This window comes from uncultured Thalassospira sp. (assembly GCF_963976115.1).
Lineage (GTDB): Bacteria > Pseudomonadota > Alphaproteobacteria > Rhodospirillales > Thalassospiraceae > Thalassospira.
In genome coordinates, this window is the sequence record NZ_CAXBJJ010000023.1 from 18,927 (window position 1) to 44,328 (window position 25,402).

Annotated in this window: 22 protein-coding genes; 4 read left to right on the top strand and 18 right to left on the bottom strand. The window is 53.3% G+C overall.

The window, feature by feature from the left end; all coding sequences use genetic code 11:
• Nucleotides 1–16: 16 nt before the first annotated feature.
• The 12 genes from AAC086_RS21525 to AAC086_RS21580 all read right to left on the bottom strand — a co-directional run bounded on the left by AAC086_RS21525 (nt 17) and on the right by AAC086_RS21580 (nt 13,333).
• A complete protein-coding gene (locus tag AAC086_RS21525; RefSeq protein ID WP_339781894.1) occupies nt 17–967 on the bottom strand; it encodes a DUF2971 domain-containing protein in 951 nt (316 codons plus the stop codon).
• A 242-nt stretch (nt 968–1,209) separates the two neighbouring features.
• On the bottom strand, nt 1,210–2,145 hold the full coding sequence (gene ftsY / locus AAC086_RS21530; RefSeq protein ID WP_339781896.1) for a signal recognition particle-docking protein FtsY: 936 nt from the start codon (nt 2,143–2,145) through the stop codon (nt 1,210–1,212).
• Complete coding sequence (mtaB, locus tag AAC086_RS21535) at nt 2,142–3,389, bottom strand: tRNA (N(6)-L-threonylcarbamoyladenosine(37)-C(2))-methylthiotransferase MtaB (protein WP_339781897.1); 1,248 nt, start codon at nt 3,387–3,389, stop codon at nt 2,142–2,144. Before mtaB ends, ftsY begins: the two co-directional genes overlap by 4 nt.
• Nucleotides 3,390–3,880: 491 nt before the next feature.
• Nucleotides 3,881–4,930, bottom strand: a complete 1,050-nt coding sequence (locus AAC086_RS21540) for a GGDEF domain-containing protein (RefSeq protein ID WP_339781899.1) — start codon at nt 4,928–4,930, stop codon at nt 3,881–3,883.
• A gap of 176 nt (nt 4,931–5,106) precedes the next feature.
• Complete coding sequence (gene argB, locus AAC086_RS21545) at nt 5,107–6,033, bottom strand: acetylglutamate kinase (protein ID WP_339781901.1); 927 nt, start codon at nt 6,031–6,033, stop codon at nt 5,107–5,109.
• Nucleotides 6,034–6,070: 37 nt separating this feature from the next.
• Nucleotides 6,071–6,733 carry a ribosome biogenesis GTP-binding protein YihA/YsxC gene (gene yihA, locus AAC086_RS21550; RefSeq protein ID WP_339781902.1) on the bottom strand — a complete coding sequence of 221 codons (663 nt, stop codon included), beginning with the start codon at nt 6,731–6,733 and terminating at the stop codon, nt 6,071–6,073.
• Between the two features lie 42 nt (nt 6,734–6,775).
• On the bottom strand, nt 6,776–8,497 hold the full coding sequence (yidC, locus tag AAC086_RS21555; RefSeq protein WP_339781904.1) for a membrane protein insertase YidC: 1,722 nt from the start codon (nt 8,495–8,497) through the stop codon (nt 6,776–6,778).
• A gap of 51 nt (nt 8,498–8,548) precedes the next feature.
• Nucleotides 8,549–8,839, bottom strand: a complete 291-nt coding sequence (gene yidD / locus AAC086_RS21560) for a membrane protein insertion efficiency factor YidD (protein WP_085580473.1) — start codon at nt 8,837–8,839, stop codon at nt 8,549–8,551.
• Entirely contained in the window at nt 8,836–9,294 is a 459-nt protein-coding gene (gene rnpA / locus AAC086_RS21565) for a ribonuclease P protein component (RefSeq protein ID WP_339781906.1), read from the bottom strand. Before rnpA ends, yidD begins: the two co-directional genes overlap by 4 nt.
• A gap of 4 nt (nt 9,295–9,298) precedes the next feature.
• Entirely contained in the window at nt 9,299–9,433 is a 135-nt protein-coding gene (gene rpmH, locus AAC086_RS21570) for a 50S ribosomal protein L34 (protein ID WP_073953396.1), read from the bottom strand.
• Between the two features lie 470 nt (nt 9,434–9,903).
• Nucleotides 9,904–10,383 (bottom strand): RNA-binding S4 domain-containing protein, encoded by a 480-nt coding sequence (locus AAC086_RS21575; RefSeq protein WP_339781909.1) that lies wholly within the window; start codon nt 10,381–10,383, stop codon nt 9,904–9,906.
• Between the two features lie 16 nt (nt 10,384–10,399).
• Complete coding sequence (locus AAC086_RS21580) at nt 10,400–13,333, bottom strand: helicase-related protein (protein ID WP_339781911.1); 2,934 nt, start codon at nt 13,331–13,333, stop codon at nt 10,400–10,402.
• Nucleotides 13,334–13,875: 542 nt separating this feature from the next.
• Here AAC086_RS21580 and katG point away from each other — a divergent pair.
• Entirely contained in the window at nt 13,876–16,050 is a 2,175-nt protein-coding gene (gene katG, locus AAC086_RS21585) for a catalase/peroxidase HPI (RefSeq protein WP_339781912.1), read from the top strand.
• A 193-nt stretch (nt 16,051–16,243) separates the two neighbouring features.
• Here the strand turns inward: katG and AAC086_RS21590 are convergent, their stop codons facing one another.
• Complete coding sequence (locus AAC086_RS21590) at nt 16,244–16,567, bottom strand: HPF/RaiA family ribosome-associated protein (protein ID WP_339781914.1); 324 nt, start codon at nt 16,565–16,567, stop codon at nt 16,244–16,246.
• A 260-nt stretch (nt 16,568–16,827) separates the two neighbouring features.
• Here AAC086_RS21590 and htpG point away from each other — a divergent pair, with 260 nt between their 5' ends.
• Complete coding sequence (htpG, locus tag AAC086_RS21595) at nt 16,828–18,717, top strand: molecular chaperone HtpG (RefSeq protein ID WP_339781915.1); 1,890 nt, start codon at nt 16,828–16,830, stop codon at nt 18,715–18,717.
• Nucleotides 18,718–18,897: 180 nt separating this feature from the next.
• The gene (locus tag AAC086_RS21600) at nt 18,898–20,223 is read left to right on the top strand and encodes a deoxyguanosinetriphosphate triphosphohydrolase (RefSeq protein ID WP_339781917.1); all 1,326 of its coding nucleotides are present in this window, start codon (nt 18,898–18,900) and stop codon (nt 20,221–20,223) included.
• A gap of 137 nt (nt 20,224–20,360) precedes the next feature.
• Here the strand turns inward: AAC086_RS21600 and AAC086_RS21605 are convergent, their stop codons facing one another.
• The 5 genes from AAC086_RS21605 to AAC086_RS21625 all read right to left on the bottom strand — a co-directional run bounded on the left by AAC086_RS21605 (nt 20,361) and on the right by AAC086_RS21625 (nt 24,669).
• The gene (locus AAC086_RS21605) at nt 20,361–20,558 is read right to left on the bottom strand and encodes a YqaE/Pmp3 family membrane protein (RefSeq protein WP_339781919.1); all 198 of its coding nucleotides are present in this window, start codon (nt 20,556–20,558) and stop codon (nt 20,361–20,363) included.
• 223 nt (nt 20,559–20,781) lie between these two features.
• The gene (locus AAC086_RS21610; protein WP_339781920.1) at nt 20,782–21,645 is read right to left on the bottom strand and encodes a hypothetical protein; all 864 of its coding nucleotides are present in this window, start codon (nt 21,643–21,645) and stop codon (nt 20,782–20,784) included.
• A gap of 254 nt (nt 21,646–21,899) precedes the next feature.
• Nucleotides 21,900–22,694, bottom strand: coding sequence for an exodeoxyribonuclease III (gene xth / locus AAC086_RS21615; RefSeq protein WP_339781922.1), 795 nt, complete (start codon nt 22,692–22,694; stop codon nt 21,900–21,902).
• A gap of 29 nt (nt 22,695–22,723) precedes the next feature.
• Entirely contained in the window at nt 22,724–23,410 is a 687-nt protein-coding gene (locus AAC086_RS21620) for a fumarylacetoacetate hydrolase family protein (protein ID WP_339781924.1), read from the bottom strand.
• Between the two features lie 272 nt (nt 23,411–23,682).
• Entirely contained in the window at nt 23,683–24,669 is a 987-nt protein-coding gene (locus AAC086_RS21625; RefSeq protein WP_339781926.1) for a D-glycerate dehydrogenase, read from the bottom strand.
• A 200-nt stretch (nt 24,670–24,869) separates the two neighbouring features.
• Between AAC086_RS21625 and AAC086_RS21630 the strand changes: the two genes are divergently transcribed.
• A complete protein-coding gene (locus AAC086_RS21630; protein WP_339781928.1) occupies nt 24,870–25,370 on the top strand; it encodes an SH3 domain-containing protein in 501 nt (166 codons plus the stop codon).
• Nucleotides 25,371–25,402: the final 32 nt, after the last annotated feature.

The following is a 25,402-nucleotide window of genomic DNA, read 5'->3' on the forward strand; positions in this document are numbered from 1 at the left end:
TAAATTTGTCTAAATTTTAATTTTCTGTTTCTTCAATAACGTCAAAACAGTCAAACACATCTCGATACCGGACAGGTAAAAAAGATGAAAACAATTCATCCTCATCGAGACGACGTTTTTTAAGTTTAAACGTCCCGATCTGTTCGCACATCTCAGAAAATTTCACAGGGCGCTTCCTATTGGCAAGCGCTTGAATGATGGCGAACTTAACAGTCGATTTGCAACGCATTCCAAATATAACTTCTTCCAGCTCAAGATGAGAATTCTGAACCCCTCTTTGTCCTATGAGCCGCCATTCTTTCTCATAGCGCCAACTTCCGGCCTTGGTTAACAATACTGCATTATCCACTCGCAGTTTCGCTTCTTCATTATTCTCCATTAATTCGATGTCGCTGGCCAAAACTTTACGACTACCACCATACGCAACTTTATGTATGTTTGATGCAATATCCGGTGGCACAGAATACCCGACGCATACACCATGATGCTGATCCCCATAATGGCTCCACATTAGTGGACATATCGCATTTGTACCAAAGGAGACGATTCCACCATCATACCGGCATAAGAGTTCTTCTTCCAACAACTGCCGTAAGGTCTGCTGAAGCGGATTATCAACGTCAATGTTAGGGTTAGTGGCATTATAACGAGCTTCTTGAAGAAATTGCGATGCCTTCTTCTGACTATGCCTTGCGATATGCTCAATCGTTTTGAGACCGCGATATTTAAGGGTTTCAGCCGCAGCCTGCATTTCAGCGGTCAAGCGTTGATCCCACATACGAAGAAGAATTTCTTCCAGTTTTTCATTTGATAGATTGGCCTCTAACGACGGACGACAATCAAACGGGTCATTAAAATCGCTCGGGTCTGAATAATACAACTCGTCAGCTACGAGCATGTCGAGAAGACGAGGACTAAAGGCCCGATATTTATATAAAAATTTAGGTACCTTATCGATTTTAGACATCTGCGCCTCGTCGTTTTTATATTAATTACAACGGTATCCCAACAATCCTATTTTACATTTTTCACGACAAGACGCGCCACAGTATTAAAGAATGAGCCCAAAAGTAAAATTCCTGTCGTTTCCGATTCTCCGTAACACACTCGACAGAAGTTGAGCCAAAACAGCATGAAGCTGTCATTTCAAAACAAAACTCCGCCTGAAATACTCCGGACGGCATTTTACGTTCGGGAATACTTTGGGTCTTAATCTGCCAACCCGGCAAGGCTGCGGGCAAAATTGCGGGCCTCGAACGGGCGCAAATCTTCGGCACTTTCGCCAACACCAATCGCATGAACCGGTTTGCCGAACTTTTCGGCCAGAGCCACAACAACGCCGCCCTTGGCGGTGCCATCGAGTTTGGTCACAATCAGGCCGGAAACATTGGTCGCGGCTGAAAACAGTTCGACTTGTGAATGGGCATTTTGGCCCGTCGTGGCATCAAGCACCAGCAAAGTATCGTGCGGGGCGGTTGCATCGCACTTCTGGATTACGCGAACGATCTTTTTAAGTTCGTCCATCAAATGCGCTTTGTTTTGCAAACGCCCGGCAGTATCGATCAACAACACATCAACACCATTGCGCTGGGCCTGCTCGATCGCATCAAATGCCAGCCCGGCGGCATCGGCACCGGTATCGCGCGAAATAACCGGGCATCCCGTGCGCTCGCCCCATACCTTTAACTGTTCGACCGCTGCGGCACGAAAGGTATCACCTGCCGCCATCATCACGTTCAGGCCCTGGTCCTTATAGGATTTCGCCAGCTTGCCAATGGTGGTGGTTTTACCCGAGCCATTCACGCCAACCACAAGAACAACATGGGGTTTACGCGACGCGTCAATCACCAGCGGGCGTGCAACAGGCTCCAGAATCCTGGCGACTTCTTCGGCGATAAACGCCTGAATTTCGGTGGGATCGACTTCTTTATCAAACCGGGTTTTCGCCAGTTCCGCGCTCAGCTTTGCCGCCGTTGTCACACCCAGATCGGATGTAATCAGCAAATCTTCAAATTCTTCCAGCGCCTCGTCATCAAGACGGCGCTTGGTAAAAATATCGGCAATACCGGTGGTCAGTTTTGATGAGGACCGTTTCAACCCGTCCTTTAGTCGGGCAAACCAGCTTTTTTTTTCCTCATCACTCATTCCATCAGCTCCGCAATCAGTTTTCCATCTTCATGGCCAATGACTTTTGCCTTGGCGATTGTGCCCGGTTCTATCACGCGATCCAGCACAACGGGAGCAAAATGCTCCGTATGGCCGGTATTTTCCTTTTCAACCAGCACATCTTCGACCAACCCCACACGCGATTGCAAAAATGCGGTCAGTTGAATGTCGCCAGCGTCGCGCAGGGCCCCCGCCCGTTCCTTGCGCTTTTCCTTGGCCACCTGCGGCATTTTGGCCGCGGGTGTACCGGGACGCGACGAATAGGGGAACACATGCAAATAAATCAGCCCGCATTCTTCAACCAGGCGCAAGGTATTCGCAGCCATTTCATCGGTTTCGGTCGGAAAACCGGCAATAATGTCGGCCCCAAAAGTGACATCGGGGCGCAAGGCCCGCACTTTGACGCAAAAATCGATCACATCCTGGCGCAGATGGCGGCGTTTCATCCGCTTTAGCACCATGTCATCGCCCGCTTGCAGGCTGATATGCATATGCGGCATCAGGCGCGGTTCGGTTTCGATCAGCCGGAAAATATCGTCGTCAATTTCAACCGGGTCCACCGATGAAATCCGCAAACGCGGCAATTCGGGCACCTGCGCCAGTAACCGCCGCGCCATTTGCCCCAATGTCGGCTTGCCCGGCAAATCATGACCATAAGATGTAATATCCACCCCGGTCAAAACAACCTCGGCATAGCCATTGGCAACCAGTTCACGTACCTGGGTCACAATTTCGCCCAGCGGCACACTGCGCGAATTACCGCGACCATAGGGAATAATACAAAACGTGCAGCGATGATCGCAGCCATTTTGCACCTGGACAAAGGCGCGCGCCCGGCCTTCAAAACCCGACACCAGATGGCTGGCGGTTTCTTCAACCGACATGATGTCATTCACGATCACGCGCTCGTGGCTGATATCCATGAAGGTTTCCGCCTTCATTTTGGTATCATTGCCAAAAATGCGGTCGATTTCCTTCATCCCGGCGAATTTTTCCGGGTTTACCTGCACGGCACAGCCGGTAACAAAAATTTTGGCATCCGGGTTTTCGCGGCGCAGGCGGCGAATATTTTGCCGCGCCTGGCGTTCGGCCTCGGTCGTAACAGCGCAGGTATTGATGATAATGGCATCATCAAGCCCGGCGGCCTTGGCGTGGTCGCGCATCACCTCGGATTCATAGGTGTTCAAACGGCAACCAAATGTAATGACGCGCGGCTCTGTCATGCTCGGCTTTCGAAGACTGGCGGTAAAAGGAAACAAAGTCTTGTCGTCTGGCAAAGCAGGGCATCCCACCCCACCCTGGCAAGCCAGATCGCCCGGCAACGTTTATCGTGTGCAGGCGCTGGTTACATACGCTTTTGGGCACATCATTGCAAGACCGGAGCCCGCCAGGCCAACATCTGCCACCAGCGCCACTCAGCTGCGATCCGATCCGGTTTTGTCAAATCGCAGCATTGAGCAAAAACGCAAAACCCCACCTAACCCACTGTCATCAAGCAGTTATCTGCGCCATGGAGCCATTTCAAAACCCCCTGGCATAGGCAGGTTCATGCAAAATTATAGGCCCGCACGGCATTTAAACGGCATTTAACAACACAGCCATGCATCATCTTGAACACCCCAACGGGAAACCGAAATGCGATATAAAGCCCGAGACCACCTGATAATGCAGTTTAAACCCTATACCCCAAGCGCAGAACTTCAGGACGATACGATCAGGGGGCAACACTTAGCTGATCAACATCATATGGCAATGCTGTACTGTACCGGTCGCGGCCGCTCTGCTTGGCGCGATACAGGGCACCGTCGGCACGATCCACCAGAGAGGACGACGTTTCACCCTTATGATATTCGGCCACACCGATGGAGACAGTCATATGCCCAAACGACGTCCCTGACGGTTTGGCGCGAATGTCACGGGTCCGCACACGATTACCCAGTTCTTCGGCCAAAAACAGGGCTTCATCAAGCGTGGTTTTCGGCAAAATCACGGCAAATTCATCCCCGCCATAACGCGCAACGGTGTCACGGCTCTTGATGCAGGATTTGAGAATCCCGGCAATCAACACCAGAATTTCATCACCGACCCGATGCCCGTGGCGATCGTTGATCTGCTTGAACTGATCAAGATCCACCATCATCAGACAAAAAGGCTCGGAAGCGTCGCCAGCATCAACAGCAGAGGCAAGCTCGATCAGGATCTGCTCAAAATGCAACCGGTTGGAAACACGCGTCAAACCATCGGTAAAGGATTGATCGCGGGCTTTTTTCAATTCATTTTGCAGATAGGAAATCTGTTGATGATAGCTATCAAGCTGTTCTGACAGTCTCGTGACTGTTTTATCAACCTGGCGGGTTTGATGTGCAACGGCCTGCAAAATCTCAAACGATTTGCCATCGCGCCGCAAGGCGGCATCCGTCGCTTCAAGAACCTTATGATAAATGCCAAGTTCGGAACTGACAGAACCAATGCTTTGTTCACTTTGTTCGATAACATCGGCAAAGCTGTCCATACCCTGGCGCAGAAAATCTGTGACATGGCGATGCAGGATGAAACGGTCATACAGGTCGCGCAGCTGTTTTTCGTCGATAGCCGTACCCTGCTGCCGCGCAAGATCAATCGACCTTAGGATATCAGGGTTTTCGTCGGCGAAATAAACGAACCAGACGTGAAACAGCTCGGGCGCAGGGGCCAGGTCATATTCACGCAATGCTTCAAGGGTCGCTGCGGCAGTATCCCAATGACGGGATTTAAGAGGAGACACCGTTGTCACCTTACATGCTCCATAAAACCCAAAACAGCACATTGTCAGCGCAGCAGGACACAAAAAACAATATCCCGCCCATACGGGATAACCCGGATAGACGAGAACTATATACCAGATTGTGCCGGGCGCGCGAGACTACCGGTAAAAAAGAACGTCGATAAAAAATCCGGGGATTAACCCCGGATCATGGTTCCGGCACCACGTTCGGTAAACAGCTCCAGCAGAACGGCATGGGGCGCACGCCCATCAACAATAACCGCTGCCTCAACCCCGTTTTGCACGGCATCCATGCAGGTTTCGGTTTTGGGAATCATCCCGCCCGAAATGGTCCCATCCGCAATCATGGCATTGATGCTCTCAACATCGGCATCACGGACCAGTTGCTTGTTCTTGTCTAAAATACCCTTCACATCGGTCAGCATATACAAGCGACGGGCACCAACAGCCTTGGCAATTGCCCCCGCAGCCGTGTCCGCATTGATGTTATAGGTCTGCCCATCCTCGCCCACACCAATCGGTGCAATCACGGGAATGATGTCTGTATTGGTGAAACAATCGAGCACATGGGGATTAACCGCCACCGGCTCGCCAACAAAACCCAGATCCAGCACCTTTTCAATGTTGCTTTCCGGGTCGCGTTTGGTCCGGGTCAGTTTGCGCGCCGTAATCAGATGCGCATCCTTGCCACACAAGCCAACACCAACACCACCAGACGAATTGATGTTGGAAACAATTTCCTTGTTGATCTTGCCAGCCAGCACCATTTCAACAACGTCAATCGTGCGCTGGTCGGTCACACGAAGACCATCGATAAATTCAGACTGAATATTGAGCTCTTTCAGCATCTGGCCGATCTGCGGCCCGCCGCCATGCACCACAATCGGGTTCATGCCAACCTGCTTTAACAACACCATATCCTGGGCGAACAAACGCGCCAGTTCGGGGTCACCCATGGCGTGACCGCCATATTTGACCACGATTTTCTGGCCGTTATAACGTCGCATGTAAGGCAAAGCTTCCGACAGAACCTTTGCACGGGCCAAAGTCCGATACGCACTGGATTCGGAACTTTCGTCTTCGGGACGGATTTCTTCGCTCATAACGCTCCCCAATTCATGCAACGCGGCAGTCTGATAATTATAACAGGCTTGCAACCTCGGCACGCAATTCCGCAATGCCTGTGCTTTTTTCGCTTGAGGTTGCAAAAATCTGATTAAGGGCAGCAGGATGTTTTTTCAACGCTTCAACCACTTCGGCAATGCGTTTTTCCATCTGCCCTTTTTTCAGTTTGTCCGCCTTGGTCAAAACAACCTGATAAGACACAGCCGCTTCGTCGAGCATTTTCATCATTTCAAGATCCGCCTCCTTAAAGCCGTGGCGCGAATCGATCAGGACAAAAACACGTCTTAACGTAACACGTCCGCGCAAATAATGGCGGATCAGCCCCTGCCAGCTGCGAACAACATCCTTGGGTGCCTGGGCAAAACCATAACCGGGCAAGTCCACCAGGTTAAAGGCTCCGTCAAGATCAAAGAAGTTCAACTGCTGGGTTCGGCCCGGCGTGTTTGATGTCCGCGCCATGTCCTTGCGCGAACAAAGCGCATTAATCAGGCTGGACTTACCAACGTTGGAACGTCCGGCAAAACAGATTTCAACCTTGCCTTCGGTCGGCAGTTGCTCAAGTTTGGCAACCCCCAACATGAAGGTAACCGGGCGCGTAAACAACATGCGCCCGGCTTCGATCTGCTTTTCTTTATAGGTCGGCACTGAAGACAGCACCGGCATTTTTGCTTCGGTCATATTTTTCCGTATCCGCCCTTGGCGGCCCGAAGACGGGGGTCGTTAGACCCCCATCCGGTACATTATGTAACGCTGCTGAAGAATCGACAGCGTGTTGTTCCAGGCCCAATAGATCACCAGACCTGCCGGGAAATTCGCCAGCATAAAGGTAAAGATGATCGGAAGGAACATCATGATCTTGGCCTGGGTCGGATCGGCCGGTGCGGGATTGAGTTTCTGCTGCAAGAACATGGTAACCCCCATGATCAGCGGCCAAACACCAATCATCAGCATGTGCGGCGGCGTCCAGCTGATCAACCCGAACAGGTTGAACAACGTGGTCGGGTCGGGTGCCGACAAATCCTGAATCCAGCCAAAGAACGGCGCATGGCGCATTTCAATGTTCACAAACAGCACTTTATAAAGCGCAAAGAACACCGGAATCTGCACAACGATCGGCAAGCAACCCGAAGCCGGATTGATCTTTTCACGTTTGTACAGGCCCATGATTTCCTGTTGCTGACGCTGACGGTCATCGGCGAACTGTTCGCGGATTTTCGTCATTTGCGGCTGCAACTTTTTCATGCCGCTCATGGATTTGTAGGATTTGTTCGCCAGCGGGAACATCACCGCCTTGACCAGAACAGTAAAGGCCAGGATCGACAAACCAAAGTTGCCAATCACGTGGTTGATCCACTGCAAAATCTGGAAGAACGGGATGGTCAGGAACCAGAACCAGCCAAAGTCAATCGCACGATCAAGCAATTTGATATCGTACTTGGTCGCATAGGCATCCAGAAGGTTGTATTCCTTGGCCCCGGCAAACATATGGCTTTCCGAGCTGGCACTTGCCCCGTTGGCAATGGTGCGCGCAGCCCCCAGATAATCGGCCTGGAACTTGTCGGCATTGTTCGCCATGTGATGGCTGAAACGGGCCGTCAGGCTTTCATCATTGGCCGGTGCCAAAGCCACCAGCCAATATTTGTCGGTAATACCAACCCAGCCGCCGGTCGATTTTTTGCTAACCGCCCCGTCATCTTCCATCAGGTCCTTGTAGCTGATTTCTTTCAGCGACCCGTCGATCACACCGATGGGACCTTCATGAAGAATATAATAACCCGAGGTGTGCGGCAGGCCACGACGCGAAATCAGACCATACGGATAAAGCGAAACTTCCTTGCCGCTGTCATTTTTGACCGACTGCTTCACCGAGAACATATAATTGTCATCGATGGAAATCGTGCGGGTGAAAGTCAGGCCCTGTCCGTTGTCCCAGCTCAGCGTTACCGGCTTTTCCGGGGTCAGCTTGTCGCTGTCCGCGGTCCAGCGGGTATCGTTACCCGGCAGGGCAACGTTTTCACCGTCTGCGGCAACCCAACCAAATTCACCAAAATACGCATTGTCTGCCCCGGCAGGGTTCAGAACGTGGATCAGCGGGCTTTTGGGGTCCTCGGTTTCCCGGTAATCCTGCAACTGGATATCGTCAATCAGGCCACCAACCAGACGAATCGAACCCTGGACGCGCGGTGTATTGATAACAATACGCGGCGACGACGCCAGAGCATCATCACGGTTCGCGACGGGCGCTGCGGTTTTACCACCAGGCACAGACGGGGTCTGCGTCGATGAAGAAGGCTTCGGTGCAGTGGAATTCGCATCCAGCTGCTCGCGAACCTGCGCCTCGCGAACCTGGGGATCAGGTTTGTGAGGGAAAAGGAATTGGAACCCGACCAGGATTACGACCGAAACCGCAATCGCAATCCAGAGGTTACGTTGTTCGTTCATCGCCTCTTTCCGCTTTCGTCCGGCGGCCCTTCGGCCTGACCGGCTGTTATTCTATCTATATGACGAAAGCGCCGAGGACCGAGGGTCTCTGTCCGGCGGCGCCTCTTTTCGTTCGCACCCACAATCAGGCACAGGATCATATCCATGTCCACCCCAGGGATGGCAACGCATGATCCGTTTAAACCCGATCCAGCCACCTTTCAACGCCCCATGTTTCGCCAGGGCCTCCATCATGAAGGCCGAACACGTTGGCTGGTAACGACATTGCCAACCAACATAGGGAGATAAAAAAAGCTGATAGCCACGAACGGCGAGTTGCATGAGGCGCGCAAGAGGACTCATTTTACCGAACCTCCTGCCTGACGTTTACCGCCCTTGCCTTTGTTCCGGCCCCGCACAGGGCGTGATCGGTCAGCAGGGGATGGTTTGGCGTCAGGTATACGCCGCAAGGCAGTTCTCATATCGTCAACCAGGGCTTCGAATGGCCGCTCGATGGTCTGATGCCGTCCTATAACGACATAATCCCACCCGGGCAAAGCCAGTTCGGCAACCAACTGGTCAGCGACAGCACGCAAACGCCGCCGAACGCGATTGCGTACGACGGCCTTTCCCACCTTTTTGGTGACGGTAAAACCGATTCTGGCGAACCGGTCTTCTCCGGCGCTTTGTTCTTCCGGCTGGATCCCGGGACGCGGAGCGCCTTGCAGGATCAAACCGTCTGTTACCCATTTACGACGGGTCCCGGCGACACGGAGAAACTCCGCACGCTTTTTCAGGCGTTCCACCGTAACGGTCACAAGATTAAGCCGACAGACGCTTGCGGCCCTTGGCGCGGCGTGCGGTAATCACGCGGCGGCCACCGACGGTCGCGTTGCGGGAACGGAAGCCGTGGCGGCGTTTCCGTACGAGTTTGCTGGGCTGGTAGGTGCGTTTCACTGCACATACTCCGTTCTAATGAAGGTAATCCAATAAAATTCGAGGTCCGCTGTATAGGGCTTCCCACCTGCGCTGTCAATCACGCCACCGCCTTTTATCCCCGAAATCCGGCAACAGCGGCGGGTTTTGTTAAACGCAGTATCGATTTGGAGCGCAAGGCCGCAGTGGATAAGGGGCTTGGCGGGCAAAGTCAATGTGATTTAACGTTAAGCCCCTGTCGATACGGCGAATCGCCCCATATAAACCCAGGCGACAAAACATAAAAACAACCGCGCCACCTGATTGAAAACCCGGACGGATACAAATGCGCCAAACTGCGCCTGAATGACAAAAAAGCAGGATTCGCGTCTATAGTGATACAAGGAAATACCCGTTCAAATAACGCAAAATGCCCCCGGGAAGGCACCTTATAATGCGATATTGCCAGCCAGCCACCCAGGCGGGCGCCACAGACCGTCACAAGCCAGGCCTTAATCCTCGTCGTCCTCGCCGCGCAGGCGGTCCAGGGCGCGTCTTTCGGCCTTGGTTGGGCGTCCGCTACCTGTTTCACGAATGGCAACGGCAGCGGTGCGAATATCGGCGTCGGCATCCTGTTTTTTAATGCGGGGTGGCGACTGGTCATCATACAGGGCCTGGGCTTCGGGCGCGGGGCCACGACGGGTTCCAGTGGCAACAATTTCAACAATGCGAATATGCGGCCCCTGAAAAAACTGGATTCGGTCCCCCGGCCCCACTGCCACACTGGGCTTTGACACCGTATTGGCATTCAAAACGATATGCCCGCCCTGGCAGGCCTTGCTGGCAATCGAGCGCGTTTTGAAAAATCGTGCATACCACAGCCATTTATCAATGCGGACCTTGCCGCCATCCTGTTCGGCCATTGCCTTTTCCTGTTTAAAAACAATTTCGGCCTGCTGCGAAACATCACAACAGGCCGAAATCCTGATCACGACTGCCTGCCAGGATTTACCCCTTGGCAGCCAGCATTTCCTTAAGCTTGGCAAAAGGTGAATCTTCGTTGATCTGATTGCTTTTTGCGGCAGGTTGCTGCGGATTGCCGTTATTGCGGCCACCGCCACCCTTGGGTCCGGCCTTGGGGCCACCCTTGGCATGACGCGGACCACCCTTCTGGCCGCCCCGGTTCCCGGCACCACGGCCTTCACCGCGAGCATTGTCGGTAGTACGACCTTCAGCAGCACCCGGACCAGCCTGATGGCGCGGACCACGGGCATTCTGACCCGACTGGTGACGCTTGCGACGATCAACACGAACAAAGAATTTTACTTCTTCATATTCATCCTCGGTATTTTCGGTCGCAACCGCGTCGGCAGCCTCAGCCCCCTCAGCCGATTCGACAGGTGCCGCAGCATCCTGTTCCGGGGCTGCAGGCGCATCGCCAGAAACCGCATCGGCCGCATCTGCATCGGTTTCGGTCGCAACGACCGCTTCCGAGTCGGCAGATGCCTCTGCCAAAGGCGCGACCGCCTCGGCAACCGGTTCGCTGACGGCTTTTTTCACCTTGACGATTTCCGGGCGCCAGCCCAAAGCAGCAAACACGCCTTCGGCCTGCTCGACCGTGCAGCCCAGCAACGAAAGAAGATCAGGGTCCGGGCGGACCTTGCCATCATTTTCGCGGGCTTTTTGACGCAGCAGGGCCGCAAAACGTTCGAGCATGTCAACGCGCGCGGCCAACGGGCCAACCGGCATATAGCCCGCCGCCAGATAAAACCCCTTGGAATTGCTTCGGTCATTGGGGACCGATGTCCGACCTGCCGGGGGCAGTTCGGGCAATTCTTCCAGATCGCGTGAGACAGCCCACAAAATGCCACGCAACTCAACCGGGTCCGGCTTGAGGGCATCAAGCACATGCACCGTTTCCACACCCAGACGAACACCCAGCTTTGCCAGCGCCTTACGATCCTCGTCGGTCAGATCTTTGATCAGACTTTCAAGTTCGGCGCGCGGAACACAGCCCAGACCTTCGTTAAGCTGAAACAGCAACCCGCGAATCGCACCTGTCATCTGACAGTCGCGCAAGCGCGTCAACATTTTAAGACGGGTTTCAATATGGCTGTTTAGCCATGTTTGAATCCGTATCCGCACCCGTTCCCGGGTGGGACCGTCAAAAAATTCGCTGTCGATGACGCTGATTTCGGGGCTTAGCACCGTGTCGCCCTTTTTGAGGGTCGCGACAACGGAGTCGTGCCAAAGGATCTCTAGTTTGCCATTCACGGCGAACTGGGTATCCTCGTCCGTTTCCAGTGTTTTGACACGCTGGGCAATTTCTCCGCTCAGCGCACGACGGGCGGCGCTGGCGATTGCTTTGCCCTCAAAGGCGGCGTCGGTTTCATCGGCAATGAAACGGAATCCTTCCAGTCGGCCGACGAATTCACCTTCGACCTGGACTTCACCATTCGCAGTGATGGTAGACATGAGTTCAGACTTGTCCTTGAGACTTTTCAATAAAACCGAGGTCCGGCGATCCACAAACCTTTGGGTCAACCGTTCATGTAGCACATCTGACAGCTTGTCCTCAATGGCGTGCGTTCGTTCTTGCCAATGTATCGCATCGTCAAGCCAATTATGCTTGTGCGAAACATATGTCCAGACGCGAATACCCGCCAAACGCGACGACAGCTGATCAATATCACCATCATAACGATCCATACGCAAGACCTGTTCGCCCATCCAGTCAATTGGCAGCCTGCTTTTTGGCTGACAAAGGAACTGATAGATGGATGAAAGCAGGCGCGGATGGGCGTCAGTATGGATATTTCGGAAATCTGGAATCTGACAGACTTCCCACAATAACCGCACCCGGTCCGGCGACCGGGTGATACGGGCTATATCTTCGATATGCGACAGATGATCCAGCATGATTTCATCTACAGGTTCGCGAACCCGGATCAATGTTGGATTATCAGGCAGGCGACGCAGCGATTTTTGCAGGCCCTGAACCGATCTGAAATCCGGCAGAGCCGATCGCCAATACACTTTGGCCAGCGGTTCAAATTCGTGTTCTTCGATCTGTTCGATAATATCAGGGTCGATGCCCGACAGATTACCGGTGACGCCAAAGGTGCCGTCATTCATGTGACGCCCGGCACGCCCGGCGATCTGGGCGGTTTCCGCCGCACTCAGGCCCCGGTGGAACTGACCGTCAAACTTCGACAGGGCCGCAAAGGCCACATGCTGCAAATCCAGGTTGAGGCCCATGCCAATGGCATCGGTCGCGATCAGATGTTCAACATCGCCATTCTGAAACATTTCCACCTGGGCATTGCGCGTGCGCGGGCTTAGCGCGCCAAGCACCACCGCCGCACCGCCCTTTTGGCGACGCACCAGTTCGGCCACGGCATAGACTTCCTGGGCTGAAAACGTCACCACGGCCGATTGCGATGGCAGGCGCTGTATTTTCTTTGGGCCCGAATATGTCAGGGTTGAAAAACGTGCCCGTTTATCAAATTCAACATTCTCGACCAATTGCCGGATAACCGGGCGAATGGTTTCGGCCCCCATGAACATGGTTTCATGGCGCCCGCGCGCATGAAGCAGGCGGTCGGTAAAAACATGGCCACGTTCCGGGTCGGCGCACATCTGAATTTCGTCAATCGCCATAAAATCAACCGGCATATTCACCGGCATGGCCTCGACCGTACACAGATAATAGCGCGCATGAGGCGGCAGGATGCGTTCTTCACCCGTAATCAGGGCAACAGCGCCCTTGCCCACCCTGGCAATGGCGCGGTCATAATTTTCGCGCGCCAGCAAACGTAACGGAAAGCCAATCATACCCGTGGTATGTGCCAACATCCGGTCCATCGCCAAGTGGGTCTTGCCGGTATTGGTCGGCCCCAGAACGGCAAGGATGCGGGGACCTGATCGGGTTGAAATCTGCATTAAACTCTTCCAGAAGGCGATTGCCCGATAGGGGAACCACCGGTCTTAGCGCTTTTCAACACTTTGCCCGCACAAAGTCAAGTATTCTGCCGTTTTGCCCGGTCCCGCAATGGCGCATCCTTCGCCCGCATCAACAAAGCCCGGTCCCCGCCCCTGCCTATCGGTGCGATTGCGCTGTCGAAACATCGCAAATGTGAAACCGCCATCCCGCGTTGCCCATGATTGTTTTGGGCAATCGCGGCGGCAAAATCGATAAACATGTGCCTCGTTACGCGCGTTATGGTAGATTTGCACCCGGATAAAAAACCCAAAAGACCCACTTTGTGATCCTTTGGAACCAGAGCCGACGAAAACCGGTTACCCGCCCCGGCACCAGTAATAGAAAAAAACTATCGAAATTTAATAAATTTGTGAATTTAACTTATATCGCCGCGTTGTTAGACTTCTTGCAGTGAAGAGATCGCGTTCACAGAGAAAACGGCACAGGGTTCAATGGCCATTTGCCGGTAAATTAGTCAACGAAGCCATGATCGGAGATTAAGATGGTTGGAAACGGTAATAATACGGCCGGCAAATGCCCGGTGATGCACGGCGCACATACGTCGTCAGGGGAAACCAACACGGATTGGTGGCCCAACGCCCTTAACCTGGATATTTTGCATCAGCACGACACCAAAACCAACCCGCTGGGAACGTCATTTTCCTATCGTCAGGCGCTGAAAAGCCTTGATGTCGATGCGCTGAAAAAAGACATGCACGCCCTGATGACCGACAGCCAGGAATGGTGGCCGGCAGACTGGGGCCATTATGGTGGCCTGATGATTCGTATGGCGTGGCATTCTGCAGGTTCCTATCGCCTGGCAGACGGGCGCGGCGGCGGCGGCACCGGCAACCAGCGTTTTGCCCCGCTGAATTCCTGGCCCGACAATGTAAGCCTGGACAAAGCACGCCGCCTGTTATGGCCGCTTAAGAAAAAATACGGCAACAAGGTCAGCTGGGCCGATCTGTATATTCTGGCCGGGACCATTGCCTATGAGTCAATGGGTTTGAAAACATTCGGTTTTTCCTTTGGCCGCGAAGATATCTGGGCACCGGAAAAAGACACCTATTGGGGGGCCGAAAAAGAATGGCTGGCCCCAAGTAATGCACGCTATGACAGCGTTGACAAACCCTCCACGATGGAAAACCCGCTGGCCGCCGTTCAAATGGGCCTGATCTATGTGAACCCCGAAGGGGTAAACGGTACGCCTGACCCGCAAAAAACAGCCGGACAGGTGCGCGAAACCTTTGCCCGTATGGCAATGGATGATGAAGAAACCGCCGCCCTGACCGCAGGTGGACACACTGTTGGCAAAACCCACGGCAATGGCGATGCCAGCCGCCTGGGACCGGAACCTGAGGCCGCCGATGTCGACGCACAGGGCCTTGGCTGGGCCAACCCGAACGGCAAGGGGTTTGGCCGCGACACCATTACCAGTGGCATCGAAGGCGCATGGACGACCAACCCGACCAAATGGGATAATGGTTATTTCAAACTGCTGTTCGGTTACGAATGGGAGCTTAAGAAAAGCCCGGCTGGCGCATGGCAGTGGGAACCAATCGACATCAAACCGGAAGATATGCCCGTTGATGTCGAGGACCCGTCCATTCGTTGCATGCCGATCATGACCGATGCCGATATGGCCATGAAGGTTGACCCGACCTATCGCAAGATCTGCGAACGCTTTGCCAATGATCAGGACTATTTTTCAGACGTCTTCGCCCGGGCATGGTTCAAGCTGACCCATCGCGACATGGGCCCGAAAGCCCGTTATTTCGGCCCCGACGTTCCGCAAGAAGACCTGATCTGGCAGGACCCGATCCCGGCAGGCAGCACCAGCTATGACGTTGCTGCCCTGAAGGCCGCAATTGCCAATAGCGGACTGAGCCTTGCGGAATTGGTTTCAACCGCATGGGACAGCGCACGGACCTATCGGGGGTCGGACATGCGCGGGGGGGCCAATGGTGCGCGCATTCGTCTGGCACCGCAAAAGGACTGGGCAGGCAATGAACCGGACCGTCTGGCAAAGGTTTTGGACGTTCTTGAACCCATCGCCGCCCAACACGGGGCAAGCCTTGCCGATACGATTGTTCTGGCCGGTAATGTCGGTATTGAACAGGCGATCAAGGCGGCCGGTTACACAATCGACGTTCCCTTCAGCCCGGGCCGCGGCGATGCAACGGACGAGATGACCGATGCCGATTCGTTTGACGCCCTGGAACCGGTCCATGACGGCTATCGTAACTGGCTGAAAAACGACTATGTCGTCAGTGCCGAAGAAATGCTGCTTGATCGCACCCAGTTGATGGGCCTGACGGCCCCGGAAATGACGGTTCTGGTCGGGGGCATGCGCGTTTTAGGCACCAACCATGGCGGCAGCAAACATGGTGTGTTAACCAGCCGCGAAGGTACGCTCAGCAACGATTTCTTTGTGAACCTGACCGACATGGCAAATATCTGGAAGCCTGCCAGTAAGGATGTTTATGAGATCCGCGATCGTAAAACCGGTGCGGTAAAATGGACAGCAAGCCGTGTGGACCTGGTGTTTGGCTCCAACTCCATTCTGCGGGCCTATGCCGAACTTTACGCACAGGATGACAACCAGGAAAAATTCGTGACCGATTTTGTCGCCGCCTGGACCAAAGTCATGAATGCGGATCGTTTTGACCTGGCCTGAGACCTGGTAACTGTTGCCTGGTGCCAATACAGCATCAATCAATAGCTGTTTTGTCCCTGCACCCCCGCTGGTGCAGGGATTTTTGTATGAAACATGCTTTAAAACAACAGCGGGGCAGCACACATGCTGCCCCGATCCTTATCCTTGATGAAAACACAATGATCAGATGTTTACGATCCCGAAACCGGGCTGATCAATGATTGCGCATTTTCTCGGCATAGTCTTTTAGCTGCCGTCGCGCCGCCTGAAAGCTGTTTTTCAGCGCGATATAAACGTCCTCGTGCGCATGGTCGGCACTGTCACGCTTGACCATAATTTCCTTTCCCGGGACGTTGATGCCAAAATGAACAGAATATTGCGCGCGCGCATGAGAGGAATGGGGCTTTTCAATAACCACATGGCACGATGTCATGCGGTCGAAGGTTTCTTCCAGTTTCTCCACCTTGAAACGGATGCGCTCGTCAAGCGCATCAGATTGATCAACATCACGATAGGTGATTTGCACGGGAACCTTCATATATGGCCTCCTGTTTAAGCCTTGGACGTTCACAAGGCATTGTGCCTTGCATTTTATCCGGGATGACGCCCATCCCGGGGCAGGACCGACACCCAAATTTGCAGTGCCGGGAAAAACCTTGTTGCTATAGATGTAGGATACAGGGCTTGCGCCGCAAGATGTGTTGACGCATATCAAGCAGGTTGCGATCTTGCCGGATATAGTCATATCCTTGTAAATTGATGGTAAGCATATTGATCTAAAAGGAGAAAAAAGAGATCATGACGGAAGAAAAAATGCGGTTCGAGGCTGAGGTCAGCCGCCTTCTCGACATCGTTGTCCACTCGCTTTATTCCAACAAGGACATCTTCCTGCGCGAGCTCATTTCCAACGCATCCGATGCGTGTGACAAGCTGCGCTATGAAGCCATTTCCAACCCGGAACTGCTTGCCGGAGATAGCGAATTTAAAGTTCGCCTGATGACCGACACTGTGCGCAATGTCCTGACCATCATTGATAACGGCATTGGCATGAACAAGGCCGATCTGGTGGAAAATCTGGGGACAATTGCCAATTCGGGTACGGCCAAATTTGTTGAAGCCATGTCCCAGGCGAAGGATGCGAAAAAAAGCGTCGATCTGATTGGTCAGTTCGGGGTGGGCTTTTATTCGGCCTTCATGGTTGCGAGCAAGGTTGAAGTCACCACCAAAAAAGCCGGTGATGACCAGGCATGGAAATGGACATCGGATGGCAAGGGTGAATACACCGTCGCCGAAACCGAAATGGAAGGCCACGGCACCCAGATCACCCTGCATCTGACCGATGAATCCAAAGATTTCACTGAAGAACACCGCCTGCGCCACATCGTTAAAACCTATTCCGACCATATCGGTATTCCGGTGGTGCTGATGAAGGCCGACGGCGACGATGAAACCTTAAACGAGGCATCGGCCCTGTGGACGCGGCCAAAGTCGGAAATCACGCCTGAACAATATACCGAATTTTACAACCACAGCTCGCATGCCTTTGATAAACCTTGGAAAACCATCCACTATCAGGCCGAAGGGGCAATTGAATATACCGGGCTTCTTTACATCCCGACCATGCGCCCGTTCGACCTCTATGATCCGGCGCGCACCAACCACCTGAAACTCTATGTGCGCAAGGTTTTCATAACCGAAGGTGCCAACGAATTGCTGCCGCCCTGGCTGCGTTTTGTCTCGGGCGTGGTCGACAGCCAGGATCTGCCGTTAAACGTTTCGCGCGAAATGTTGCAGGACCACCCGCTGCTGACCAAAATCAAAAACGGCCTGACCAAAAAACTGCTATCCGAACTGGAAAGCAGTGCCAAAAAGGACACCGAAGGTTACAACACCTTCTGGGAGGCCTTTGGCTCGGTGCTTAAGGAAGGGCTGTATGAAGATTACACCAACCGCGACCGCATTTTAAAGCTGGCCCGCTTTAAATCCTCCAAAGCCGATGGCTGGACCAGCCTGGAAGACTATGTCAGCCGGATGAAAGAAGGCCAGAAAGCCATCTATTACATCAGCGGCGAAGATGTTGACGCCCTGCGCCGGAGCCCGCAGTTGGAAGGGTTTGACGCCAAGGGCGTTGAAGTTTTGCTGCTGACCGACCCGGTCGATGAATTCTGGATGCCTTCTGTCGGCCAGTTTGACGAAAAAGACTTCAAATCGGTTACCCGCGGCGGTGCCGATTTGAATGACGTCAAAACCGATGAAAGCGATGCCGATAAAAAAGACGAGAACGACGACAAGCCGGTCAGCGCCGCCGAACTTGATACCCTGATTGCCGCGATCAAGATTGCACTGGGCACCAATGTGAAAGACGTTCGCGAATCGGACCGTTTGACCAGTTCTGCCTGCTGCCTGATTGCCGATGAAAGCGACATGGACCTGCGGATGGAACGGTTGATGAAACAGCACAACCGGGTTGACGATGTCAGCACGCGCATTCTGGAAATCAATCCCAAACACAGTCTGATCAAAAAGCTGTCCGATGTTGCCAAGGCCGATGCCAAAGCCGACATCCTTAATGATGCAGCCCTGCTTTTGCTCGATCAGGCGCGCATTTTAGAAGGCGAAGCCCTGCCCGACCCTGTCGCCTTTGCCCGCCGCCTTGATCTGGTGATGGAAAAAGGTTTGGGTGCCTGACAGAGGCCGCCCGGTTCACCTGAAACACCGAAAAACGGTCCGTTTTACGGACCGTTTTTTATGCGTAAACGCTGTTGGTCGGTGCTCCGAAAAATAATAAGTTGGCGCGTTTAAAAGGGTTGTTTACCTTACCCCCGCATACAGAGGGAAATCCCCGTTTTTGGTGAAAGTCGGCATAAAATGATGAACTGGCAAAAACTGCTGTCCCCGGCCCGGTTGGGCACCCGGCATTCATCTGTGGGGACATTTGGCCGGTCCGATTTCCACAAGGATTACGACCGGATCATTTTTTCATCGGCCTTTCGCCGCCTGCAACGTAAAACCCAGGTTCATCCCCTGCCCGAAAACGACAATATCCACACCCGGTTGACCCACAGCCTGGAAGTTTCCTGTGTGGCGCGATCAATGGGGTTGATGGTGGGGCATCGTTTGGCGGAAAAAAAGCATCTGCCCGACCATGTCGAGGCGGATCATTTGGCCGCCATCAGCCAGGCCGCCGCCCTGGCCCACGATATTGGTAACCCGCCCTTTGGCCATGCCGGGGAATATGCCATTCGCCAATGGTTTGCCGAGGCAGATGAAAAATTCCTGGCCCCGTTATCCGACGCGCAGCGCGCCGACCTGCTGACATTTGAAGGCAACGCCCAGGGCTTTCGTTTGCTGACCAACAAACGTACCGGGCTGCATGATGGCGGCATGCGCCTGACCTATGCCACCCTGGCCAGTTTCATCAAATATCCCTGGACCGCGATTGACAGCCCGTTCCCGGAAAAGCGCAAATTCGGGGCCTTTCAGCGCGAAGTGCCAATGCTGGTCGAGGTCGCCGAGGTGACCGGGCTGATTGAACGGAGCGCACATTGTTATGCCCGCCACCCGCTGGTATATCTGGTCGAGGCGGCCGACGACATTTGTTATGCCCTGATCGATATTGAAGACGGTATCGAGCTGGAACTGGTTGATTTTCAGGTCTTTGAAAACCTGATCATGCCCTGCATCCATGATGTTCCGGGCGAATATCACCACGAGCAAAGCGTGCCCCGGAAAATGAACTTTCTGCGTGGCCGCATCATGACCGGGCTGCTTGCCGCAACCAGTGATGCCTTTATTGCCAACGAAGAACAATTGCTAGCAGGCGAGATGACGGGTGAGCTTTTGAACCATGTGGACGGTCCCTATAACGACATGATCCTGCGGGCCAAAGAGTTTTCCGAACAACAGATCATCCTGAATCGCCGCAAGGTCCAGATCGAAGTTGGGGCTTTTGCCTGCATCGAAGTCTTGCTCGAAACTTTTTGCCGCACAGCACTGGAAATTCATCAGGCGCACAGCGAAAGCGAATTGTCCTATCGTGCCGCGCGGGTTCGTGAACTGATTGGCCGGGATGATCTTCCGATCAATGGCGGGCTATATGATCTGTATCTGTCGATACTCGATTATATTTCCGGCATGACGGATGATTTTGCCGCCCGCCTGACCCGTGATATTGGCGGATCACAGGGGCGATAGTTGACGACAACAACCGATCCAATCCTGTGGCGATACGCATTTTCGAGCCTGCAATAACGGGCGCATTATTGCAGGCTCGAAAAATCTACTTTTGAAGCCCGTTATTTCGTCGCGGGATGACCATACAGTCTTGCGTTTTAGAACCGGCGATCACCAAGTGCGGTTTCAATCTTTCTATCCGTCTTATACTGGCTTAGGGCATAGACCGCCCAGATCGCAGCAGGAACCCATCCAACCAGGGTCAATTGCAAGATCAGGCAAATAATCCCTGCAATCGGCCGACCAATGGTGAAAAACAACAACCATGGCAACAACAATGCAATCAGCAAACGCATTTCAAATTCCTTGTTCAAACGCGGAACGGGTCTTTGCCATTCCGTCCAGATTAAAGCATGTTTCCTTTAATACCGAAACCGCAAGCGCAGCATTGTCAATCTAACGATCTCCATCGCCCCGCCATATAATTGGAAAATTCGGGCAAGTTTACGGCGATTTTCCCATGAAATCATGTCATTGAAACACATACGCACATTAACCGGATTACCAGGGTTACCAGGTTTATTCGGACTTGCCGCCAAGCAAGCCTTTCATGGCATTGCCCACCGCATCGGCACCGCTTTTTAGCGAACTGCCGTCATCAGCCCCGCCTGAGCCGGCTTTGCTGCCCGGCAAACCCAACGTCCCCAACGGGGCAGTCAGGCTTTTGCTAAAATCGCCAACGCCCTGCATCAAACCATCCATATTGAGCTGCGAAACCGACTTAATCACAGCACCGTTCATCGCAGACAGGATTTTCTCGGCAACCTGGGCAGGCGTCGCACCGTTGCTGTCGCGGCCAATATCGGTCAAATGCACATCAGGCAGCGAGGTTGACAGTTTTTTACCGCCCAGAAAACTGGCTGAAATGGCAACAGAACCATTTTTAATATAGACATGATCAATCACAACCCGGGTGCCATTTTGATCAGCATTGATTTCCTTGGCATCCTTGGTGGCGTTTTCGCCAGCCGGGCCAGAAACGCGGCTGATAAAACTTTCAACATTGCGCTGGATCGTTGCGATGTTCGATGTGTTATCGCCCACCTCGTAAATGATCGAGGGTGCATCAATCGTTACTTTTTCAACGTGAAGAACAGGTTCGGTTAGTGACGATCCGTCAACCACAACCGCGATATCGCCCAGGGAAAAGGCCTGCTCGCTGTAAAATCCGGCTGGATTGCCAATTTTCAAACCTTTGATTTCGGCCCGGTTCTGGGTGGTTTCAATTTTTACGGCATCCACAGTAACTTCAACCTGTGTCACCCGCGTTCCCGCTTCCTCGATTGTCGTTTTTACAATCGAATCAAGATTGGCATAAACATAAACAAGAAACCCGACGACGATCAGAATAATGATCGTCAGGCCAATCAGGATTTTACGCATAGCATTGTCCCCACTTCCCGATATACCCGATGAACCGACACGATATCCCATCCCCGGCTTAGGACACCAAAGGCACAAACAGTCATCGTCAGCCAAAAAACGACGGCGAGTTTCCCATAAAAAAAGCACCGGCGGAAGAAAATTCAACCTGTTTCAGGCAGATACCCATCTGTACTTTCAGCGTTACGGTCGCAGCCGCCTGGCAGACCAGCGGGGAAACCACGGCCAAACCCTGTCGGGTCTGGCCGCCAAAATCAGATATTGAACTCGGCAATGACCGGCGCATGGTCCGATGGTTTTACCCAATCGCGTGTGGTGTCATAAACCGACGCCCGTGTTACCGTTCCGGCCATTTCCGGTGTCATCCACACATGATCCAGCCGCCGCCCCTTGTTGGATGCCCGCCAATCGCGGGAGCGATAGCTCCACCAGCTGAACAATTTTTCCGGCTCGGGATAAATTTCGCGCACGGCGTCAATAAAATCGCCGCTTTGACGAAAACGCTCCAGCGCTTCAACCTCGACCGGGGTGTGGCTGACCACTTTCAAAAGCTGCTTGTGCGACCACACATCGTTTTCTGACGGGGCAATATTGAAATCGCCCACCAGAACCGCCTTGCGCGGCGCAACCTGCCGACGCTCGGTCCACCATTGGGTCATTTCCTGCAGAAATGACAGCTTGTGGGCAAATTTCTCGTTGATGGTGGTGTCTGGCTCGTCTCCCCCGGCCGGGATATAGAAATTATGCACTTCAACGCCATTTTCAAACGCAGCCATACAATGACGACGATCTTCCTTGCCGCAGAAATGTTTGATTTCAGTGCCGGTAAACGGCATTTTGGCAATAATCGCGACGCCGTTATAAGATTTCATACCGTGAATGTGACGGTGTTTATAGCCCAACGCATCAAAGGCCTCGTGGGGGAAATGCTCGTCCGGGCATTTCAGTTCCTGCAAACACAGCACATCGGGCTGCTGGTCGCGCAGAAACTGCGCAACCTGTTCAATGCGCAAACGCACCGAATTGATATTCCAGCTTACGATTTTCAAAACAGGCTCCGTTACTGGGGTTATTCGGGTTATTTCAATGTCACTGACAGCGACCCGACATTTTCAATTTCCAGATCTATCCGATCACCCCGCACAACCGCACCAACGCCTTCGGGGGTCCCGGTATAAAGCAAATCGCCTGCCTTAAGTTCGATCAGGGTGGAAAGATGAACCAGTGCATCAATCGCGGGCCAGATCATTTTCGCGGTTGTGTCGTTCTGGCGCACGGCATCATTGACCGACAATTTCAAATGAGTGTCAGCCGGGCTACCACAGGCATCCTTGGGGCGAATGGCAGAAATCGCAGCACAATCATCAAATGACTTGCCCATATCCCACGGCAAGCGGCGCTCTTTAAGGTCGCCCTGCACATCGCGCCGGGTCATATCAAGGCCACAGGCATAGCCGAAAATTGCCGCTTCAATCGCCGCGCGGTTCAGATCCTTGCCACCTGCGGCCAGGGCGACAACCAATTCGCCTTCATAATGCAAATCAGTGGTGGCAGACGGATAAGCCAGATCGCCGTCGCCGACCTTCAGGCAATTGGCCGGTTTCATGAAAATGCAGGGCGGTGTGCTGGCCGGGTCGGACCCCATTTCACGCACATGATCGGCATAGTTTTTACCGATACAAAAAATACGGTTTACCGGAAAAACATCGTCACTGCCATCAACCGGAACAGTCGTGGCATCGGCAGGTGTAAACAAATAGGCCATTGGGGGAACTCCCTGAGAGACATTTATCCCTCAGTGATAACGAAGCCTGTGGCAAAAGGAAATGGCGCAACGTTCAAATTCACCACACCCCTGTCAGGATATGTCAGGAGGAGCGCTGAATTTACCTGACCATCACCACCCCACCTGCCGCAAAAATTATGCGATATATTTTACCCTGGCGGGTCAGCAGCATAAAAAAGCCCACCGTTCATCCTTCCGGCAGGCTTTTTTGCAATTGATATTTATGCAGACCCGAAAACAGAACCTGTGCCTTACAGCAACCCTTCAATCACCCGGTCGGGCGGGGTATGGCCATCAACAAAGGTTTTGATATTGATCAGCACTTTTTCGCCCATATCAATACGTCCCTCAATCGTTGCCGATCCCATATGGGGCAACAAAACAGCGTTATTCAGTTCGATCAGTTTCGGGTTTACGGCAGGTTCATGTTCAAACACATCCAGCCCGGCCCCGGCGATTTCCTGATTGGACAGCATCCGCGTCAGGGCAGCTTCATCAACAATTTCGCCGCGCGCGGTGTTGACCAGAATGGCGTGTGATTGCAAAAGCTTTAACCGCCGTGCCGACAACAAATGATAGGTCGCAGGCGTATGCGGACAGTTCACCGATACCACATCAACATGGGCCAGCATCTGGTCCAGGCTTTCCCAATAGGTGGCATCAAGTTCTTGTTCAATGTCAGGATGAACCCGGCGACGGTTATGATAATGCACCGACAGCCCAAACCCTTTGGCACGGCGGGCCAAAGCGCGGCCAATGCGCCCCATACCGACAATCCCCAGCCGCTTGCCCCAAATCCGGTGCCCCAGCATCAATGTTGGGCCCCAACCGTTCCAGTTCCCCGAACGGATCAGACGTTCGCCCTCGCCCACCCGGCGCGAGACGGACAGGATTAACCCCATCGTCATATCGGCGGTGTCTTCGGTCAAAACATCGGGGGTATTGGTAACAGTAATGCCGCGCTGCCGTGCCGTTTGCAGGTCAACATGGTCGATGCCATTGCCAAAATTGGCAATAAGACGCAAATTCGGCCCCGCATGTGCCAAAACCGCCGCGTCGATCCGGTCGGTAACGGTTGGCACCAGAACATCGGCATGTTTCACCGATTCGATCAAGGCGGCTTTATCCATCGGCGTATCGTCGATGTTCAACCGGCTGTCGAACAGTTCCATCATGCGGGTTTCAATCGCGTCCGGCAACTTGCGGGTCACGATGACGAGGGGCTTTTTCTTGGTCATCTGCCGATCCTATGCGGTCTTTTAACTCTTTTGCTGGCAAGATCGGTTTTCGAGCCTTTGCATCTTGCCGCAATGCAGTGATGCCACGGCCAAAGGTACGAAAGCAAGAATTTTGACGTTATTTTTGTAACTTTATTTCTTAAATGCCCGATTTCGACCAGAAAATCGGGTCAAAGACCACAAATAAGGGAATCACCCCCATGCCTGCTGGGATGCGAAAGCTCCTTCTACTGATCGTGTTATGTGGATTTATTCTGCCAAATTTTGCCACAGCCCAGGAATCGGGTCTGCCGATCCCCCGGTTTGTTGCACTGCGATCAGACAAGGTCCATCTGCGCTCTGGCCCGGGGCTGCGATATCCCAAGGTCTGGATTTACCAGCACAGCCATTTGCCCATGGAAGTTGTTTCAGAATTTGATACCTGGCGCAAAGTTCGCGACTGGGAAGGTAGCGAAGGCTGGGTGCATCAAAGCCTGCTGATCGGTACCCGATATGTGATTGTGACCGGCGACGAAATTACCATGTATACTGCGGCTGATAAAAATGCCCGCCCGATTGCCCTGGTCAAAGCAGGCGTGGTGGGCCGGGTTGAACGCTGCCCCAAGGGTGTCGACTGGTGCCAGGTCCAGTTTCAGGATTATGACGGCTGGGTTCAACGCCAGGGCATCTGGGGCGTGTATGACAACGAAACGATAGAATAAACAGGGTCCCGTTGATCGATTGCGACCAACGG

Excerpts from the sequence above, each read along its gene's own strand:
- AAC086_RS21600 (WP_339781917.1), top strand. The coding sequence starts at position 18,898 with ATGATGAACTGGCAAAAACTGCTGTCCCCGGCCCGGTTGGGCACCCGG.
- katG (WP_339781912.1), top strand. The coding sequence starts at position 13,876 with ATGGTTGGAAACGGTAATAATACGGCCGGCAAATGCCCGGTGATGCAC.
- yidC (WP_339781904.1), bottom strand. The coding sequence starts at position 8,497 with ATGAACGAACAACGTAACCTCTGGATTGCGATTGCGGTTTCGGTCGTA.
- yihA (WP_339781902.1), bottom strand. The coding sequence starts at position 6,733 with ATGACCGAAGCAAAAATGCCGGTGCTGTCTTCAGTGCCGACCTATAAA.
- yidD (WP_085580473.1), bottom strand. The coding sequence starts at position 8,839 with ATGAGTCCTCTTGCGCGCCTCATGCAACTCGCCGTTCGTGGCTATCAG.
- AAC086_RS21630 (WP_339781928.1), top strand. The coding sequence starts at position 24,870 with ATGCCTGCTGGGATGCGAAAGCTCCTTCTACTGATCGTGTTATGTGGA.
- mtaB (WP_339781897.1), bottom strand. The coding sequence starts at position 3,389 with ATGACAGAGCCGCGCGTCATTACATTTGGTTGCCGTTTGAACACCTAT.
- AAC086_RS21525 (WP_339781894.1), bottom strand. The coding sequence starts at position 967 with ATGTCTAAAATCGATAAGGTACCTAAATTTTTATATAAATATCGGGCC.
- argB (WP_339781901.1), bottom strand. The coding sequence starts at position 6,033 with ATGAGCGAAGAAATCCGTCCCGAAGACGAAAGTTCCGAATCCAGTGCG.
- AAC086_RS21580 (WP_339781911.1), bottom strand. The coding sequence starts at position 13,333 with ATGCAGATTTCAACCCGATCAGGTCCCCGCATCCTTGCCGTTCTGGGG.
- htpG (WP_339781915.1), top strand. The coding sequence starts at position 16,828 with ATGACGGAAGAAAAAATGCGGTTCGAGGCTGAGGTCAGCCGCCTTCTC.
- AAC086_RS21610 (WP_339781920.1), bottom strand. The coding sequence starts at position 21,645 with ATGCGTAAAATCCTGATTGGCCTGACGATCATTATTCTGATCGTCGTC.
- AAC086_RS21590 (WP_339781914.1), bottom strand. The coding sequence starts at position 16,567 with ATGAAGGTTCCCGTGCAAATCACCTATCGTGATGTTGATCAATCTGAT.
- ftsY (WP_339781896.1), bottom strand. The coding sequence starts at position 2,145 with ATGAGTGATGAGGAAAAAAAAAGCTGGTTTGCCCGACTAAAGGACGGG.
- AAC086_RS21620 (WP_339781924.1), bottom strand. The coding sequence starts at position 23,410 with ATGGCCTATTTGTTTACACCTGCCGATGCCACGACTGTTCCGGTTGAT.
- AAC086_RS21605 (WP_339781919.1), bottom strand. The coding sequence starts at position 20,558 with ATGCGTTTGCTGATTGCATTGTTGTTGCCATGGTTGTTGTTTTTCACC.
- AAC086_RS21625 (WP_339781926.1), bottom strand. The coding sequence starts at position 24,669 with ATGACCAAGAAAAAGCCCCTCGTCATCGTGACCCGCAAGTTGCCGGAC.